Origin of the sequence: Catellatospora tritici (assembly GCF_019083965.1) — a bacterium.
GTDB lineage: Bacteria > Actinomycetota > Actinomycetes > Mycobacteriales > Micromonosporaceae > Catellatospora > Catellatospora tritici.
Genome location: NZ_JAHRCY010000016.1, coordinates 149,197 through 166,151 on the forward strand (window position 1 = coordinate 149,197; position 16,955 = coordinate 166,151).

The 16,955-nt window shown below is 67.3% G+C and carries 18 protein-coding genes; 9 read left to right on the top strand and 9 right to left on the bottom strand.

Going from position 1 to position 16,955, the window contains the following annotated elements:
- Positions 1-384: 384 nt before the first annotated feature.
- The 3 genes from KUA19_RS30205 to KUA19_RS30215 all read left to right on the top strand — a co-directional run bounded on the left by KUA19_RS30205 (position 385) and on the right by KUA19_RS30215 (position 2,881).
- Entirely contained in the window at positions 385-687 is a 303-nt protein-coding gene (locus KUA19_RS30205; RefSeq protein WP_254550316.1) for a ClpB D2-like domain containing protein, read from the top strand.
- Positions 688-777: 90 nt separating this feature from the next.
- A complete protein-coding gene (locus KUA19_RS43280; protein WP_308167722.1) occupies positions 778-1,149 on the top strand; it encodes a thioredoxin family protein in 372 nt (123 codons plus the stop codon).
- A gap of 49 nt (positions 1,150-1,198) precedes the next feature.
- Positions 1,199-2,881 carry an FAD-dependent oxidoreductase gene (locus tag KUA19_RS30215; protein ID WP_217401380.1) on the top strand — a complete coding sequence of 561 codons (1,683 nt, stop codon included), beginning with the start codon at positions 1,199-1,201 and terminating at the stop codon, positions 2,879-2,881.
- A 147-nt stretch (positions 2,882-3,028) separates the two neighbouring features.
- Here the strand turns inward: KUA19_RS30215 and KUA19_RS30220 are convergent, their stop codons facing one another.
- From KUA19_RS30220 to KUA19_RS30240, 5 genes are all read right to left on the bottom strand, one after another.
- Positions 3,029-3,868: an oxidoreductase gene (locus KUA19_RS30220; protein WP_217401382.1), complete on the bottom strand. Its 840-nt coding sequence runs from the start codon at positions 3,866-3,868 to the stop codon at positions 3,029-3,031.
- Positions 3,869-4,191: 323 nt separating this feature from the next.
- Complete coding sequence (locus KUA19_RS30225; RefSeq protein ID WP_254550317.1) at positions 4,192-4,551, bottom strand: spore germination protein GerW family protein; 360 nt, start codon at positions 4,549-4,551, stop codon at positions 4,192-4,194.
- A gap of 600 nt (positions 4,552-5,151) precedes the next feature.
- Positions 5,152-5,829 carry a PAQR family membrane homeostasis protein TrhA gene (gene trhA / locus KUA19_RS30230; protein WP_372451887.1) on the bottom strand — a complete coding sequence of 226 codons (678 nt, stop codon included), beginning with the start codon at positions 5,827-5,829 and terminating at the stop codon, positions 5,152-5,154.
- A gap of 296 nt (positions 5,830-6,125) precedes the next feature.
- Positions 6,126-6,380, bottom strand: a complete 255-nt coding sequence (locus KUA19_RS30235; RefSeq protein WP_217401384.1) for a hypothetical protein — start codon at positions 6,378-6,380, stop codon at positions 6,126-6,128.
- A gap of 198 nt (positions 6,381-6,578) precedes the next feature.
- Positions 6,579-6,935, bottom strand: a complete 357-nt coding sequence (locus tag KUA19_RS30240; protein WP_217401386.1) for a hypothetical protein — start codon at positions 6,933-6,935, stop codon at positions 6,579-6,581.
- Between the two features lie 99 nt (positions 6,936-7,034).
- On the opposite strand from KUA19_RS30240, the gene KUA19_RS30245 reads away from it, so the two are divergent.
- Both KUA19_RS30245 and KUA19_RS30250 read left to right on the top strand, forming a co-directional pair.
- Positions 7,035-7,178: a hypothetical protein gene (locus KUA19_RS30245; protein ID WP_217401388.1), complete on the top strand. Its 144-nt coding sequence runs from the start codon at positions 7,035-7,037 to the stop codon at positions 7,176-7,178.
- A gap of 352 nt (positions 7,179-7,530) precedes the next feature.
- On the top strand, positions 7,531-8,364 hold the full coding sequence (locus KUA19_RS30250) for a glucose 1-dehydrogenase (RefSeq protein ID WP_217401390.1): 834 nt from the start codon (positions 7,531-7,533) through the stop codon (positions 8,362-8,364).
- A gap of 375 nt (positions 8,365-8,739) precedes the next feature.
- Here the strand turns inward: KUA19_RS30250 and KUA19_RS30255 are convergent, their stop codons facing one another.
- The gene (locus KUA19_RS30255; protein WP_217401392.1) at positions 8,740-9,144 is read right to left on the bottom strand and encodes a hypothetical protein; all 405 of its coding nucleotides are present in this window, start codon (positions 9,142-9,144) and stop codon (positions 8,740-8,742) included.
- Between the two features lie 548 nt (positions 9,145-9,692).
- Here KUA19_RS30255 and KUA19_RS30260 point away from each other — a divergent pair.
- Positions 9,693-10,322, top strand: coding sequence for a hemerythrin domain-containing protein (locus tag KUA19_RS30260; RefSeq protein WP_254550320.1), 630 nt, complete (start codon positions 9,693-9,695; stop codon positions 10,320-10,322).
- Positions 10,323-11,287: 965 nt separating this feature from the next.
- Here KUA19_RS30260 and KUA19_RS30265 read toward each other — a convergent pair.
- Together KUA19_RS30265 and KUA19_RS30270 are read right to left on the bottom strand one after the other, a co-directional pair.
- Positions 11,288-11,956: a hypothetical protein gene (locus KUA19_RS30265; protein ID WP_217401394.1), complete on the bottom strand. Its 669-nt coding sequence runs from the start codon at positions 11,954-11,956 to the stop codon at positions 11,288-11,290.
- Between the two features lie 747 nt (positions 11,957-12,703).
- Positions 12,704-13,474 (bottom strand): zinc-binding dehydrogenase, encoded by a 771-nt coding sequence (locus tag KUA19_RS30270; protein ID WP_308167724.1) that lies wholly within the window; start codon positions 13,472-13,474, stop codon positions 12,704-12,706.
- Positions 13,475-14,326: 852 nt separating this feature from the next.
- On the opposite strand from KUA19_RS30270, the gene KUA19_RS30275 reads away from it, so the two are divergent.
- From KUA19_RS30275 to KUA19_RS30285, 3 genes are all read left to right on the top strand, one after another.
- Positions 14,327-14,545: a hypothetical protein gene (locus tag KUA19_RS30275; protein WP_217401396.1), complete on the top strand. Its 219-nt coding sequence runs from the start codon at positions 14,327-14,329 to the stop codon at positions 14,543-14,545.
- Positions 14,546-14,884: 339 nt separating this feature from the next.
- Positions 14,885-15,295, top strand: a complete 411-nt coding sequence (locus KUA19_RS30280) for a BlaI/MecI/CopY family transcriptional regulator (protein WP_308167725.1) — start codon at positions 14,885-14,887, stop codon at positions 15,293-15,295.
- A gap of 26 nt (positions 15,296-15,321) precedes the next feature.
- The gene (locus tag KUA19_RS30285; protein WP_308167726.1) at positions 15,322-16,185 is read left to right on the top strand and encodes a M56 family metallopeptidase; all 864 of its coding nucleotides are present in this window, start codon (positions 15,322-15,324) and stop codon (positions 16,183-16,185) included.
- A 158-nt stretch (positions 16,186-16,343) separates the two neighbouring features.
- Here KUA19_RS30285 and KUA19_RS30290 read toward each other — a convergent pair whose 3' ends face one another.
- Entirely contained in the window at positions 16,344-16,811 is a 468-nt protein-coding gene (locus KUA19_RS30290; RefSeq protein WP_217401400.1) for a hypothetical protein, read from the bottom strand.
- Between the last annotated feature and the right edge of the window lie 144 nt (positions 16,812-16,955).

Genomic DNA, 16,955 nt, shown 5'->3' on the forward strand with positions numbered 1-16,955 from the left:
GGCGTCGGGCAGATTACCCCTGCCGAGCAGCCGTATGCCCATGCCCAGCGCCACTGGCTCCGGCGACCATGTGGCGCTTCTGGCAGGCCGGCCCGGGTGCGGTTTTCCGGCAACGTCCGGATCAGGTTTATCCCGTCCGTGACGGGTAATATGAGAATTTGGTTCGTATTTGGCTTGGTCGCGCCGTCGGCATGACGGTGAGGGCTTAACAGGCAGTTGGTGCTGACGGCCCCTTACGCGTTGAGGCCTGCCCGACCTCGATTCCAGAACTTTAGGAGTTTGCCCGTACTGCCGGGTGACGATGTTGGCACCCCGTATTGTCTGGCACGCGTCCACGGCTGACTGGTGATCAGCATGGCAAAAGCAGTAGGTATAGATCTCGGTATGATCGTGGACCTGCAGTTCGACGAACTGCGCCAGCGGCTGGCCGAACGGCGCATCACCCTGCAGGTCAGCGCCCGCAAGGTCATCGCCGAGCAAGGCTACGACCCCGTCTACGGCGCGCGGCCGCTGCGCCGCTACATCGCCCGCGAGGTCGAGACCCGCATCGCCCGCGCCATCATCGCCGGCGACCTGGGCGAAGAAGCCGTCATCGGGGTCGACGCGCAGAACGGCGAACTCATGGTCACGTTCCAGAGAACGCCGGCCCGCGAGATGGCGCACTCTGGCGCCGGACCGGAGGCGTGATGAACACAGGCAGCGCAGGCCACCGGGGCCGAGGTCATCGCCTGCCTGCACTGCGGCAGGCGCAACCGGGTACAAGCTGCCGCAGCGGGGGTGCCCCGCTGCGGCAACTGCCACCAGGCTCTGCCCTGGGTCACCCAGGCGAGCGACGCCGACTTCCAGGCCGTCGTGGCCCAGTCGACGCTGCCCGTGCTGGCCGACCTGTGGGCGCCTTGGTGCGGCCCGTGCCGGGTGGTGGCTCCCGGCGTGGAGCAGGCCGCGCGGACCTTCGCGGGACGACTGAAAGCCGTCAAGATCAACGTTGATGAGTCGCCGCAGACGGCGGCCTGCTACCAGGCCCAGCCCATCCCGCTACTGCTGCTGCTCGACCACGGGCAGGTGCGGTCCCGCCAGGTCGGCGCCGCCCCGCCCGACGCGCTGCTGCGCTGGGTCGAACAGGTGCTGGCCCAGCCTCCCGCCGACTGAACCCAGGTATGCCACGCGGCTTGCATCACCGTCAGAGAAGGTGACCAGAATGTCCGAGCCCGTCCAGGAGACACCGGACCGCTACGGAGCTTATCCGCGGCTGAGCGCCGAACAGATCGACGCGCTGGCCTCACGCGGGCAGCGCCACACCACCGACACCGGCGAAACCTTGTTCCACGAAGGTGACCCGAGCTACGACTTCCACGTCATCCTGTCCGGTGCCGTCGGACTGATCGAGGGATACGGTACCCCGGCCGAGCGGGAGATCAGCGTGCACGGGCCGGGCCGCTTCCTCGGCGAACTCAGCCTGCTGGCAGGCCAGCCGGCGTTGCTGAGCGCCGTGGTCCGCGAGCCTGGCGAGGTGCTCAGCATCCCGGTCGACGACGTGCGCGCCATGGTCGCCCACGACCCGACACTCGGAGACCTCATCCTGCGGGCATACATGATCCGCCGCTCACTACTGATCGAGATGGGCGCCGGCATCCGGATCATCGGTTCTCGCTACTCCACCGATGCGCGCCGGCTGCGTGACTTCGCCGCCCGCAACCGGCTGCCGTACCGCTGGATCGACGTGGAGCAGGACCCCACCGCCGAGATGCTGCTGCGCCAACTCGGCGTCACCCCGCAGGAGACGCCGGTGGTCATCTGGCGCGGCCAGGAGGTGCTGCGCAACCCGGGCAACGACGAACTCGCGCGGGTCGTCGGGCTCGCCGAGCCGAGCATCGCCGACTCCGACTCCGACTACGACGTGGTCGTGGTGGGCGCGGGCCCCGCCGGTCTGGCCGCAGGCGTGTACGCGGCGTCGGAGGGTCTGTCGGTAGTGGTCCTTGACGCGGTCGCCGCCGGCGGGCAGGCCTCCACCTCGTCCCGGATCGAGAACTACCTCGGCTTTCCGGGCGGGATCTCCGGCGCGGAGCTGGCCGAGAGGGCCACGCTGCAGGCCCGCAAGTTCGGCGCCCGGTTAACCGTGCCCGCGTCGGTCACGGCGCTGGAAGGACACGACGGGCTCCACCTGATACGGCTGGCCGACGGCACCGAGATTTCGACCCGGACCGTGCTGATCACGACCGGCGCCCGCTACCGCAAACTGCGGGTGCCCCGGCTGGCCGAGTTCGAGGGCACCAGCGTCTACTACGCAGCCACCGCCGCCGCCGAGGCCCAGCTATGCCGCGGCGACCAGGTGGCCGTGGTCGGCGGCGGCAACTCCGCCGGACAGGCGACCGTGTTCCTGGCCGGCCACGTGGCCCACGCCCACCTGATGATCAGGCACGAGGACCTGAGCCGGGACATGTCGCGCTATCTCGCCGACCGCGTCACCGCACTGCCCAACGTGACCGTCCACGCCAACACCGAGGTATGCGAACTGGCCGGACGCGACCGGCTGGAGGAGGTGGTCGTGGTCGACATGAAGACTGAGCACAGCCGGCGCATCCCGGCCACCGCCCTGTTCGTGTTCATCGGGGCCGAGCCGTGCACCACCTGGCTGGACAAACAGATCGCACTCGACCACCACGGGTACGTGCTCACCGGCCCGGACGTGCCCGCCGACGCCGTCACCGACCTGCGCCAGGGCACACCTCGGCGGCCGTACCTGCTGGAGACGAGCAGACTCGGCGTCTTCGCCGCAGGCGACGTGCGCAGCGGCTCCATCAAACGGGTCGCCTCCGCCGTCGGCGAGGGCGCCATGGCGATCCGGTTCGTCCATGAACATCTGCGCCTGCGCCAGGGCTGAACAGACCCGACCGAGCGGGCATCGCTGACCAAAACGGCGAGTGCATACGTTCATTTGTCCGTGCCGCTGATCAGGCCTTGACTCGGCTACCAGGTGCGAGCGCGACCGTCTGGCCGCTCATCGGACCTCAGCCAGAGGCCGATTCACTCACCCGACCGGGAAGTCGGTGTCACGGGACAGCGGCTCGGACGCGCGGATGTCGGCCACGTTGCCCTCAAGCGCGCTGACGACCACGTCGAACGCGTCGCTGCCGAGGACCAGCCGTTTCGGCGGCGCGTCCTGGGACATGGCGGCGATGACCGCGCGGACTCCGCGCCGCGGGTCGCCGGGCTGCTTGCCGTCCTGGCCGATCATCGCGGCACGGACCTGCTCCAGCATCGGCCGGTACTCCGCGATGGTCTCCTCGACGGGCTCGTAGGCGAATCCGGCGTAGGCACGAGTCCGGAAAGCCCCCGGTTCGACTGCCAGCACGTGGATGCCCAGCGGCGCCACCTCGGTGCGCAGGATCTCGGTGACGGCTTCGAGCGCATACTTGGTGGCGCTGTAGTAGCCGAAGCCGGTCACCCCGCGCAGCCCCGCCAGCGAGGACATGTTGATGATCCATCCGCTGCGTCTGGCGCGCATGCCGGGCAGTACGGCCCGGAGGACCGAGAGCACCGCGAAGAAGTTCAGCTCGAACATCTGCCGCACCGCATCGTCGTCCATGCCCTCGATGGATCCGTACCATCCGCGGCCCGCGTTGTTGACCAGCACGTCGATACCGCCGAGGCGCTCCTCGGTCTTACGCACCGCCTGCCGGACCTGTTCGGGATCGGTGACGTCCAGCGGCAGGACCAGCACCCGGTCGCCGTGGTTCTGCGCCCAGGCCCGCAACTCCTCGGGCCGCCGTACGGTCAGCGCCACGCGGTCGCCGATCTCCAGCGCGGCGTCGGCGTAGGCCATGCCGAACCCTCCCGGCGTCCCGCCGGTGATGAACCACGTCTTCATAGCCGTCCCCCGAATGTTGTTTCACGGCTCGATGACCAGCTCCGCGATGTTCGCGCCGCGCAGCGTGAACCGGTGGTGCAGGTCGATCACCCCATCCGGGAAATTCCCCAAGAGATGCTGGCGCACGTCGTTGTGCGTATCGTCGATCTTCGCTGCGCCGGTCAGCTCCGTGGTGTAGGTGTACTCGCTCGCCGAGCGGCCCAGTCAGGCCCGGATCTCATCCGCGTCGGTGCTTTGGAGACACGATCGGTGTCCTTCGGCGCAGCCCGAAAAGGTCGCGGTCGCGGTCACGATGCGGTCGCGGATGGCAGCTGGCTGCGGTATCAGGACCTGCGGCGGGCCTTCATGATGGCGCGAAGCGTCAGCAACGCCACCACGAGTACGATCTGGCCGCCGATGATCACCTTGTTGACATCGACGGCCGGGCGCCAGCCCACGCGGCCCTCCTTGATGACGAAGACGCCGAGCGGCTTGGCCGACAGTCCGAACCCGCCGCCTTCGTGTCCTGCCTCGGGCTGTCCACCGCCGCCCCCGCCGCCCCCACCGTTGACCTTGGCAACGGGTAGCACGGTGATGCCGTCCTGGCTGATGGGGCTGCCGAACACTTTGTTCGCCGAGGCGTGGTCGACAACTTCGCCGATGGTGTCCAGCGCGGCTCTGTCGTGGTGCGTCGCCTGCGTCATGCGGATCAACCCCTGGTCGGCCGAGGGACGAGCGGATCGCGAACGGCCAAAGGCACATGCCTACCTTCGCTGGCAGCATGGCCACAGTCGAAATGGCGTCGCCCGCTCGCCGCCATCGTAGTGAAAATTCGCCCATCTATGGCAGGTTATGAGAGTTATCCTCTTATTGTTCGAGCGGCTCGGCATGTGTTTCGGTGCGCGAGAAGCGGCCGAAGTCCGCCAACAGCATCCGCACGGTCATGCTCGACAAGGACACGGCGAGGTTGCTCGGCCGGTTGCAGCATGGGGTGGCAGCGCCCACATGTTCACATAAGGGGCATGACGAGCAGCCAAGGACGCCATCGCGCAGGCCTGCGGCGTGAGCGTGGACGAGGCGTTCACGCTCACGCCGCGTCTACTGCCGCAGCAGCAACCTGCGTCTGGGCGACGTCGCGCGCCCAACCACAAACCTGGCCAGCATTCCCGCGCTGCGGAGCCGCTGATCGGAGGGAATGGGCCTGGCTGCCGAGGTCCGGCTCGGTGCGGCGGACGTGCAGGGCCCCGGCCGTACAGCTCATCCGTCGTCACGGCCGGTGTGCGGCGGCCGTGGCCACACCGGGCTTAGGCGAACACGGCGAGAGAGATCGCGATGTAGTGGCAGAGCGCGGCGACGAGCGTGCAGGCGTGGAATACCTCGTGGTGACCGAACACCGCCGGCCAGGGGTCGGGGCGGCGTAGCGCGAACAGGACGGCGCCGGCGCTGTAGACGATGCCGCCGACAGCCAGCAGGATCAGTGCGGCCATCCCGCCTGCCTCGGCGACGTCGGGCAGGATCACCACGGCTGCCCATCCCATCGCCAGGTACAGCAGCGCGAACACCGATCGGCGTGCGTTTGGCCAGATCACCGACAGGCCGCCGCCGGCCAGCGCGCCCGCCCAGACGATCGTCAGCAGCGCCGTCGCCTTGGCCTGGTCGAGCAGCAGGACACACAGCGGCGTGTACGTGCCGGCGATGAACACGAAGATCATGGCGTGGTCGAGACGGCGCATTACCTGATAGCCGCGTTCAGTCCATGCTCGGCGGTGATACAGCCCGCTGACAGCGAACAGCGCGCACGCGGTGGCGCTGTAGATGGCCGTGCTGACGGCTGGCGCCGTTCCCGGCCGGGTAGCGGCGACACCGACTAATAGGGTGCCGCAGCCGACAGCGGCGAAGAAGCCGTAGACGTGGAGTAGACCACGCATGCGCGGCCGGCTGAGCCCGGTAAGAGAGGGCCGACGAGTGGTTAGGGAGGTCACGATGTCCTCCGGCGGTCGGGCGAGTGGTGCGCATCGACTCCCGCGCTGCAACAGCCACTGAGTCACTTCGATTGCATAGCCCTACGAGCGGGCCCACGCATGTATCCGGCGCTGTGGCAGTGTGCCCCCAGGTATACCGACGCGTCGGTAGCCGCAGCTGGGCTTCGAGCACGGCTATGAGTCCGTTCCAGACCCACGAGGATGTCGACCTCCTGGTCTGCCGACGCCCTCGTTGTGCGCAAATCCAGGTCCGGCCATTTTGGCGCGGCCGGCCGATGGCGTGGGCGGCGGTCGGTTCACCCCCAGTTTTCGCTACGTCCCCGCGCGATCGACATGCCGAGGAAGATTCCGACGATCAGGCCGGCTGCGCCGGATGCCACCGCGGCGGCCAGCCCGGTGATCGAAGCTCCCATCGCAGCCGCTTGGCCCGCCTGCGCCGCAGCCTGGGTGGCCTGCGCCCCGGCTCGCGCGGCGGCCTGGATGGCCTGCTCTCCCGCCTGTGTCGCCGCTTGTACGGCCTGCTCCTTCTCCAGGGTCCGAATCTTCTTCAATCTGCACGGTGCCGTTCTGGCTGTGCTGAACGTCTACACCCACGGTGCTACACCCCCGTCGTCACGCTGGTAGACGGGCCAGCGAGGCGCCACATCAGCAACACTCCCCAGGCACGGTCCTCGCCGTGTTCTGTTCCTCATTCATGACCTGCTCAAACAGCCCAACGACGAAATTTGAAGATCATCGTCCTTGCTAGTTTAGGGTCCTGAGGTAGCGCGTAGCACCACATCTCGGAAGATGTCGCCCGGCGGTCGTCTGCTTGAGCTCGCCGAAGGCGCCACATCGGGAGCCCGGCCACCGGCCGCGGCATGGATGGCCCCTGCCATCGGGGAGACCGATGACACCTCGGCGATGGCAGCTCCAGCGGCGTCGAGTCGATATTGCACACCGATCAACAGGCCGTCGCTGAGCGCGCTGAGCGACTCATGGATCTGCTGATGGGTCAGCCCCAAGGCGGCGGAAATGCTCATGACGTCGATGCAGGCCCCGCTGTCGTAAGCGTTGATCACCTGCATCAGGACGGGTCGGTGCTGGAAATCCCACTCGGTGCTCATGAAGAGACAACGCCGCGGGCCGTGTCATGGTTTTGGGGATCTACCGCGCCGCGGCCGCCTTAGGAGCCGATCGGCAGAACCGCAGGTGCCCTGCCCTCAGTGCCTCGCGGTGGGATGCTGCGGTGCTGGCCCACCGAGACGTGGGTGGAGTGCCTGGTCTGCCGCTCCTACTGGACCGCCGAGACGCTGGGCGAACTGTGCGACCGGCTGCGGCTGTCACGTGAGCTGGCTCACGCCCGATGATCGTTGACGTCCGTTCGTCTGGACAAAATACACACCTGCTGGCACCCGGTGGCACCGCCAGCAACGTGCGGCGCTCCAACACGGCATGGTCGTGACCCGCGCGCTTTCGTAGGGGTACAGGAAGCCGCCTTGCCGTGACGGTCCCGGAAATTACCCGATCGCGAGAGGTCACTACGTCGAAGCCGCACACCTCGTCGATATACCTGCCTGGGGACGCACGTCGGATGCGGGGCACCGAGTTCGGCGTCGCCCGGAAAGTTTGGGCAGACCTGAGGCTGGGCACGTACCACGATCAGACAGCGAGGGGCGGAAGCACCGCCACGGCGCGCAGGCTGGAACGAGGTGGTCATCCATGTCCGAGCCACAGCAGATGCCTCCCGGCACGCTGGGGGCGATGAGCCGCAAGCCCGACCACGGGGAGGAGAGCTACCGTGGCTCCGGCCGTCTGCAGGGCAAGCGCGCTGTCATCACCGGTGGCGACAGCGGCATCGGCCGGGCCACCGCGATCGCCTTCGCTCGCGAAGGAGCTGACGTGGTCATCGCGTACCTCGACGAGCACGACGACGCACATGACACGGCCAAGCTGGTCGAGGAGGCCGGTCGTAAGGCGGTGCTCGTAGCTGGCGACCTGTCCAGCAGGCACGAGTGCGAGACCCTGATCGACACCGCGGTGCGCGAACTCGGCGGGCTGGACGTCCTGGTCAACAACGCCGCTTACCAGATGACGCACAAGACCATCGAGGAAATTCCCGACGAGGAATGGCAGCACACCTTCGACCTCAACATCACCGCAATGTTCCGCCTCGTCAAGGCAGCTCTGCCGCACCTCGGCGAAGGCGCGTCGATCATCAATACAGCGTCGGTCAACTCCGACATGCCCAAGCCCACCCTGCTGCCGTACGCGACGACCAAGGGCGCCATCGCCAACTTCACCGCCGGCCTGGCGCAACTGCTGGGCGACCGCAGGATCCGGGTCAACAGCGTGGCCCCCGGGCCGATCTGGACTCCGCTGATCCCATCGACCATGCCACCGGAGCAGGTCGAGGAGTTCGGCAAGAACACCCCGCTGGGCCGCCCCGGCGAGCCTAAAGAAGTCGCCCCGGTGTTTGTGCTGCTGGCCTCGGACGAGGCTAGCTACATATCCGGCGCGATGATCGCGGTCACCGGCGGAAAACCCATCCTCTGAAGCACCGCGGCAGCCATGGCGACAGCGACCGCGGGCGACCGTTGGCGGCGTACCGAATCAGGCGCGACTTCGCGACGTCCCCAGAACCGCCAGCCAGTCCGGCAGGCGGCCCGGACCGGTCAACCGGCACTTCGTCGTCCACCGGCACCGGGCCCGTCGGCTGTGTACGACTTCCGTCTCGAAATCGACGGAGTGCTGGTCAGCTGGGAAGTGCCGAAGGGACCCGCGCTCGATTTGGGCCCAGAACCGGCACAACACAACACGTGCCCTGGGCCCTGTGGCGCCCGCCCGGGCGTGGCGGGCGTACGACCGGAATCACTCAATCGGCTGGTGTGGGACTGGGGGCCACCACGCTGTGACCCCCGAACGTCGGGATCAGCGCCACGTCTCGGCGCGTCCCCTCACGATCGACATGCCGAGGAAGATCCCGATGATCAGACCAGCCGCCCCTGAGGCCACGGCGGCGGCCAACCCGGCGATCGAGGCACCTGTCGCCGCGGCCTGTCCAGCCTGCGTCGCCATCTGAGCGGCCTGAGCTCCGGTCATGGTGGCCGCCTGGGTCGCCTGCGCTCCGGCCTGCGTGGCCGCTTGTACAGCCTGCTCCTTCTCCAGCGTCTGCACCTTCTCGCTGACTTCCGAACCGTTCTGACTGTGTTGCCGTACATCCACGCTCATGGTGGGCTCCCCCGTTTTCTGGTGGGCTGAGACCGGCGGGAAAGGTCGAATTGCAGGAAGTCCCGCATCCAGCCTCCGCACGATCCCCACGTAGGTTCCCTCCATCGCACCTTCCAAACCGGCGCTACCAGGCAAGTTATAGATCATTCTCGTTCCGGCCATTCCGCCGTGCGGCTACAGTCCCGTCGAACTGATAGACGAGCACCGGCCATCTTCCTCGTCTACGCCCGAGCTCTCTATGTAGCGGTGGAGCCCGCCCGACTCCAGTTCAGCAGGCGCCCTTCGTCCTGGGGCAACTCGCCCCGTCGAACGACCGCCGCGTAGAGCAACATCGTTTGCCAGACCGGTTTACCTGCAGTGAGCTGCGCAGAAACGGGCATTCAAGGCTTGCCGGTTGCGCCTTCCGTGCCGGGATCGGTTCGTTTCGATCTTGCAAAGCGCGGCTGCGCGGCGGCCGCCTTTGAGCTCGGTGGTCGGTGCCCGGCTCGGGTGCGGCGCGGCACGCGGCACGATCGTCGAACCGGCTGCCGCTGCGCGCGCCCCAATGGGATCGCCGGAGATAGCATTTGCGCAGCTAATTGCCCGTTTGTAAGTTGTCGTGACCACTCTTGCGGAAGATGTCGACTCAGTCAGATTTCACACCTGGTGGCACGATGAGTCAGGCCGCGAGAACACGCAAGGCGTCCCCTGCTATGGCCCGCGGCGGGGCTGCCGGACGCACCTCGGTGTCGACGTCCAAGAAGCGCACCTCGGCCGCGACCGGCCGCGGCTCAGACGCCATGGCGAAGAAGTCGCTGCCTGCCGGGATCGGCGACGACGCGATCGTGATGCTCAAAGCTGATCACAAGGTGGTCGAGGGCCTGTTCAAGCAGTTCGAGAAGTCCGGGAACGATCCGTCGGGTAAGCGCGCGATCGTCGATCAGGTGATCAAGGAGCTGACGACACATGTCTACATCGAGGAGACCCTGTTCTACCCGACCGCTCGTGAGGCCGCCCCGGACACCGCCGAGCATGTTTTGGAAAGCATCGAGGAGCACCACGTCGTGGTGTGGATGATGTCGGAACTGGCCAGCACCGACACCTCGGACGAGCGGTTCGACGCGAAGATGTCGGTCCTGATGGAGAACGTGCGCCATTACGTGCAGGAGGAGGAGAAGGAGTGGTTCCCGCAGGTACGTAAGGCCATGGGCCGTGCCGCTCTGCAGCACCTCGGCGCTCGGATGGCAGCGGCGAAGAGCCAGGCGCCCGCCGATCCTCTGGAGCTTCTCAGCGCAGATGCCTGACGGGATCGGTGTCCACCGGACGCTGCCGGAAGTCGAGGATCCATGCACGGCTACCGTGTCGCCGCAGACACCCGGCGTTCGACCACTGCCGACATGGCCCGCCCCGGAAGGGCGCGGGCCGCCTTTGCCACAGCAGGCCGACGCGGACGGAGATGAGTACTCACCCAGGCTTTGGCTCGAGTGTCGAGTGCTGGTGCTACGGCAAGTGCCCGACGCCACGCCGAGATCGCTGCGGACACGGGCTATCTCCTCCTCGCGGAGAAGCAGGGCGGTTCACTTCTGCACTCGCACTCATCAATCCTCCTGGGCCCACTGCCGACCTCGGCTGTCAGCGGCTGGGCGCGGGCGACGCAAGACTTCCGCGCTACGACGGCGACGGCTTGGGGTGCTCCTGTTGGCCGAGGCCGAAACGTCCTGGACCGCAGATCAACGTCCTGGACCGCAGATCAACGTCCTGGACCGCGGATCGGCCCATAGCGCGCGTGCGTCCGTCCCCTTCGGTCAGCGCTCGGGCTTCCCACGGTCCGGTGGAGCGCTCGTGGCCTTCGTTTGGCTCGGCGGGTCGGTAGGTCCCTTGATAGCGGTGGGCACGTCACCACCGTCGTCAGCGGGCTCGGCGCCCTCGCCGGCCTGAGGTGCGTCGTCGGTGAACTTCCCAGGCGTTTGGGCGAGATCGTGCTGGCTGTGCGCTACGCCCTCTGCCGACGGCTGCCCTTCAGGTCCCCCGAGGCCGGATCCGCCCTCGGTGCGCTCGCGATCGGTGGTGTCTCTGTAACCGGGCTTCATCTCGTTGCTCCTTACCTCTGCGGCCTACCGGCTCGCGGGTCGCCAACGCCGCTCCCCGCGGTCGCAGCGGAGCCCAACCCGTGTGCCGCCGTGTGCCACAGCCTGCGTTCCCATAACATCCCTACTCAAACCAACGTCAGCCACTCGAACGGTTCCGGCAGGGGTCCTGGCAGACGGATTCACCAGTGGGGACGGCTGGCTGTGACCGCATGGTCGCTGGGCTTACCCCCATGGGCTCCGGTCGCCCTGACTGGCCCTTGTATCGCAGACCAGGGCAGGTTGGCGGGTACGGCGGTGGTCACCGACCAGTGCTCGACGATCATCGCCCCGTCCAGGCGGTACAGGTCGTAGAACACGGCTGGTTCATCGTGTACGCCGCCGATGCACACGGTCAGCACGAACTCGCCTTCGGCCACCGTCAGCAGCCGTCGGTGGTAGCACATGAGCCGGTTGGCCAATGCGGTGCACAGTGGTGCGACGCCGTTGCCCAGCGTCGGCATGTGCTGTACGAGGTCGGTGACGATGAACCGGCCGATGTGCGGCAGGTCTCCACCGATCAGCACATGATCGGTGTAGTAGTCGACCAGCCGTCGGCTGAGCCGGGTCTGCTGGACATGTTCGGCGCGACCCGTGGCGTCGGTGAACGGCACGCAGTCGCTCAGCGGTTGCAAGGCTAGCCACCGCTCGGCGACCCGGCCGCCGGCCAGTCTGAGGATCTCGAATCCGGTGAAGTCCCCGGCGGGACTGTGGCCCGGAAACTCGGCGTGTATCACGACGATGTCGTCGTCGGCTATGACCCGGTGGCACCGGCCGCTGCTGTGCACCCCCAGTGCCCGTAGCCGCTGCATTGCCTGATGCCGGCTCCGCGAAATATCGTTGACCAAGTTGAGCATGGCTCGCTCCTGGTGGTCGATGGCGAGATGGGTGGCTTACCCGACCTACTCAAGATCAAAACACTGCGGTGGTACCCGTGGCGTTCCGCCTTCACTCGAAGCGCCGGGCCCGGCCCTCACGCCGTGCCGCCCCAGGCGCCTTCCTTTCGTGGATACCGGCCTCGTCGGCGCCTGGGTCGGCGAGGCCGGACGGGTCGCCCAGGAGCCGGTAGGCGATGTCCAGAGGTCTCGGGTGGTGACTCCTGGCCGTGGATCCGTTGCACTCCGGCAGCAGTACTGCCTCATGGACCGTGACGTCGCAGCGCTGCATGTACGTCCGACTCCGGAACAAATCCCATGACCCCGGACGGGCGGCGCCGATCTGCCGCAGGAACGCGAACACCGCCGGATTCCCTCCGTCCGGCGTCAGGGCCCTGAGCGCTTCTCAAGCGTGCCGGCGGTCATTGCTGATCCGGCTGGACGGACTATGCCCCAGGTCGGCGACCGCCAGTTGGGGCGCTGTTGACGATCTCGAGTGCTCTGTGCCAGCAGTGATGAGCACGCGACGGTGGAGTAGCGCGAGCTTGCGCGCGGTGCCGTCCAGTCCTCACCAGCGCTATCGGTGGCCGAGCCCACAGTAGGCCAGCCACGGCCTCCACGACGCGCCCGATCCAAGCAAAACGTCCTAACCGCCGAGCCTCTGCACTGCCATAGCACGCCCCGTCACGGCTGCAGGAGCACCTTGATCATGCCGTCCTTCTTCTCCTGGAACTGCTGGTATGCCGCGGGCGCGTCGGTCAGGGGCAGCCGGTGGCTGGCGAAGCTGGCTACGCCGAGCGGGTCGGCGGCGGTGAGCAGCGGCAGGATGTCGTCGACCCAGCGGTGTACGTTGGCCTGGCCCATCCGCAGTTGGATCTGCTTGTCGAACAGGGTCATCATGGGCATCGGGTCGGTCATGCCGCCGTACACGCCGATGATCGAGATGGTGCCGCCGCGGCGGACGGCCTCAATCGCGAGGTTCAGCGCGGCGAGGCGGTCGATGCCGGCGTTCTCCATGAGCTTGGCGGCCCATGCGTCGGGCAGGATGCCGGTCATCTGCTGCATCGCCTTGGCGATCGGGGATCCGTGTGCCTCCATGCCGACCGCGTCGATGACCGAGTCGGGGCCGCGGCCGCCGGTCATGTCACGGATGCGGGCGACGAGGGTGTCCTGGTCGTCCAGGTCGAGGACCTCCACCCCGCGGGCCATGGCCCGGTCTCGCCGTTCTGCCACCGGGTCGACGCCGATGACCCTGCCGACGCCCTGGTGCAGTGCTATGCGGCAGGACATGTCACCGATCGGGCCCAGGCCGAGCACCAGCAGGGTGCCGCCCTTGGGCACGGCCGCGTACTCGACGGCCTGCCACGAGGTCGGCAGCACGTCGGACAGGTACACGAACATGTCGTCGGGCGGCCCCGCCGGGACGGTGATGGGCCCGTACTGGGCCTGCGGCACTCGCAGGTATTCCGCCTGCCCGCCGGGGACCTGCCCGTAAAGGCGGGTGTGCGAACAGCGCCGCTCCCATGCCCTCGGAGCGGACCTGGGTCGTCTCGCACTGGGTCTGCAGGTTCTGCGCGCACATGAAGCAGTCGCCGCATGCGATCTGGAAGGGGACGACGACCGGGTCGCCCGCTGCGACATCCTCACCGACGACCTGCAGGTGCCCTCGCCCTGAGCGCCAGCGTCTTCGCGGCAGCGCTCGCCGTCGTGTTCGGCATCTGGTACGCCCGGGAACGGACCCTGTCCATCCACAGCATTGCGACCCTCCCACGTGAGGCGTTCTACTGGCTCGCCGTCCTGGTGTTGCCACAGCCTGGCGATCCAGTCCACCACCCACCTGCGCATCGGTGCTCGAGTCGGAGTCGGCCTGCTGGCCGGGTACGGCCGCCGTGCTGGCGGTAGCCGGCTGGGCGGTCTTCCGACCGCGCGATGCCTGAACCGCAGTACGCGCCCTCCGGGTCCACCATCCGCGACGCCAAAGCGAACTCGTCCTGGTATGTGGGAGATCGAGGATTTCCCGGCAGAACCGACCAAAATTCACTTTGGCGATCGTCGTCCGTTATCCGGAAGCGGTGGTGGTGTCGTTCTTCGCTCCGAAGGAGGAACGTGTTCGCTGGTCGGAGCCTCAGATGAATCGTCGGTGAACTACCGGCCGGTCGGCAGGTGATACGTCTTCTGATTCGCATTCGTTCATTTGTCCGTGGCTTGGATCAGGCATTGACTCGGCCGGGTTCGATATGTCCGACATTCTGTAGGGGGTGCACCATGCGCAGGGCAATGAACGCCCTCACCGGCAAAGTGCCGCAAGTGCTTGCACTGCTCGGCATCGTCGCCGTAATCCTCGCCTCGATGGTGCTCGGGGCGCAGCAGGGCGCTTTCGCCGCGACCCGCACGGCTGACCGTGCCGTGTCGGTGCTGGCCGACGACGATCACCACCACTGTCGGCACCACGGCGACGACGGGGACAACCACCACTGCCGCCACCACGACGGTGACGGCGACCACGGCGACAATGATGACGACTAGGTGACGCATCTGGTGCTCACGGTCTGACCGGGCCGATGATGCGGACCCGCTACTGCGATGTTGCCGTCCAGAGGTCCGTTGGGCCGCACGCGCTTGAGGCGGTCCTTGACCGCCTCAAGCTGCGTTCTCCTGTACTTGTCTCGCCGCGGCGCCGGCAATCGACCCTGCTTGCTCAGCTCGCCGGGGACCTGCGTCCCACGGCTGGTCTGACCTGCCGTCGGGAGGGCACGCTTCGCATCGGCAGGCGAGCCGACGTTCCGGGTCGCCACGCGGTACCGCAGCCACCGGGTTCTGGCGTCGTTGACCAGGACAGAACAGCTCTTGGCACCGACAACGGAGGTGGGCGACTCCTATGCACGCGATGCGACGATGAGTGCGTTCGAGGCCAAGCGGCGGGCGGCAGGCGAGCTTGAGGGTCAGGTGATGAACGTGCTGTGGTCGGCGGGACGGCCGATGACCCCGGCCGAGGTCCAAGCCCAACTGAACCCTGTACCGGCGTACAACACGGTGCAGACGATCCTGATCCGGCTGATCGACAAACAGCTGGTACGCCGCGACCGCGTCGGGAAAGCGCACGCCTATGAACCGGTCCGCAGCGAAGCCGACGCGGCCGCAGCTCAGTTGCGGGCGACGCTCGACAGCGTCGGCGACCGCGAGCTCACACTCCAGCGGTTCGCTGAGTCGCTGGACGCAGGTGAGGCCCTGACACTCAGTGGACTCCTGTCCGTGCTGCGGCGGGCGAAGTCATGAAGGTGTGGGTCTATCTGCCGATCCTGGTGTCGGCGCTGCTGCCCTACGCGGCGCGGTACGTCGCCCGACGCACGGCACCGGCGACCGCGGCCCGGACCATCACCGCCGCGGCGGTGACGACTTCCGTGGCGACCGTCTGCTGCCTGGCTCTGCTGGCACTGACTCTGCTCGACGACCTGCCGCCGCTGGGAGCCTTCGACAACCGCCCCGAGCTCGGACTGCCCAAGCCGGTGCCAGGCATGATCGCCCTGACGGCGGCACTGCTGCTGATGTTCGGGGCCGTGCGCCTCATCCGTGAGATACGTGCCCAGCGGCGCATCCTGGGTCAGCTGAGGGCAGTGGGACGACCGCGAGCGGGTTTGGTCGTGGCGGATATGTCTGAACCGTTCGCGGTGGCCGTACCGGGCCGACCCGGTCACATCGTGGTGACGACGGGGATGCTTCAGGTGCTGGACGCGGCCGAGCGGCGGGTGCTGTTCGCCCACGAGAACGCCCACCTGAACCGGCGTCACCACCGATGGGTGACCGCTGTGACCTGGTCATCGGCACTCAACCCCCTCCAGCGCCGCGTGCCGCCACTGGTGTGCCATCTCGTGGAGCGGTGGGCCGACGAGGATGCCGCCGCCGCCGTCGGAAACCGGCACCTCGTCGCGACCGCAGTGGCGAAGGCGTCGCTGGCCGGCCGTCGAGCTTCTACCGCACCGGCGATGGGAATATCCGGCTCTGGGGCGGTGGAGCGGGTCACTGCCATGCAGCACCCGCGCCGGACCAACCGCCGGCAGTCGCTGATCATCCTGGCTGCGCTGGCAGTGACGCTGCTGGTCGCGGCGTCGTTGGCCCTGGTCGACTTCACCCGGGTCGCCGCAGCCTGGCTCGCGATGATCTCCTGACCAGCCCACGCCGTACCGCGACGCCGCGCAGAAGTGACCTGCGGATGTGGCCTCAACCGACGTTGGGCCACATCTGTTGCCATTGGTCGACGGCGAAACTGTTCCAGGAACGCGGCGGCCATGTTCGTTTGAACATATGTCAGCCAGCGGCTGAAGTTTCACGGGTTCGTCGTCTTGAACTGGCGCCAGGCGGTCCTGAGCTTCTCCAGTTCGGCCCGCGGGAACGGATCCCCCCATCTGTCCTGGTAGCGGCTTTCCCCGTGCTCGGCGACCACCTCGTCAAATCCGCGGATGAAGGCACGGGCCACAGAGTCGACAGTCTGCCAGCTACTCCAGATCTGGGTGCCGGCCTTGTCGTGGTGTGCTCCGTCGGGCAGTTCGAGCAGCTGGATCCAGACCTGGTCACGTTCCCGGTAGAAGATCCAGCGGAAGGCGGTGGGTTCCGCCTCGAGCTGGGCCCGTGCCTCGCCTTCCCGCAGGACTACTTGGGTGACGGCATCCAGGAGCTCATTGGGCGCCAAGGTGATATATGAAGCCGTGCTCTCAGCTTGAGCCTGTTCATCGGTGACGAGGCACTTGGCCCAGCCTCTTCCGCTGAGGGCCCAGGTGATGGACATCTTCGTCATCGGTGACCTCCTGGAACCGGCGGGTGGCGGCGGTGGTGGTCGAACTCGTTCCCGAAGCCACTCTGCAGCATCATCCTTCACTGCGTATGACGGCAAAAGGTGATCGAACACCGCAGAACGAACAGTTCTCCGACACACCATAGG

Bases quoted from the DNA above. Each gene is read 5' to 3' on its own strand.
- KUA19_RS30205 (WP_254550316.1), top strand. From the start codon at position 385: ATGATCGTGGACCTGCAGTTCGACGAACTGCGCCAGCGGCTGGCCGAA.
- KUA19_RS30215 (WP_217401380.1), top strand. From the start codon at position 1,199: ATGTCCGAGCCCGTCCAGGAGACACCGGACCGCTACGGAGCTTATCCG.
- KUA19_RS30220 (WP_217401382.1), bottom strand. From the start codon at position 3,868: ATGAAGACGTGGTTCATCACCGGCGGGACGCCGGGAGGGTTCGGCATG.
- KUA19_RS30225 (WP_254550317.1), bottom strand. From the start codon at position 4,551: ATGACGCAGGCGACGCACCACGACAGAGCCGCGCTGGACACCATCGGC.
- KUA19_RS30240 (WP_217401386.1), bottom strand. From the start codon at position 6,935: ATGAGCACCGAGTGGGATTTCCAGCACCGACCCGTCCTGATGCAGGTG.
- KUA19_RS30250 (WP_217401390.1), top strand. From the start codon at position 7,531: ATGTCCGAGCCACAGCAGATGCCTCCCGGCACGCTGGGGGCGATGAGC.
- KUA19_RS30255 (WP_217401392.1), bottom strand. From the start codon at position 9,144: ATGGAGGGAACCTACGTGGGGATCGTGCGGAGGCTGGATGCGGGACTT.
- KUA19_RS30260 (WP_254550320.1), top strand. From the start codon at position 9,693: ATGAGTCAGGCCGCGAGAACACGCAAGGCGTCCCCTGCTATGGCCCGC.
- KUA19_RS30265 (WP_217401394.1), bottom strand. From the start codon at position 11,956: ATGCAGCGGCTACGGGCACTGGGGGTGCACAGCAGCGGCCGGTGCCAC.
- KUA19_RS30290 (WP_217401400.1), bottom strand. From the start codon at position 16,811: ATGACGAAGATGTCCATCACCTGGGCCCTCAGCGGAAGAGGCTGGGCC.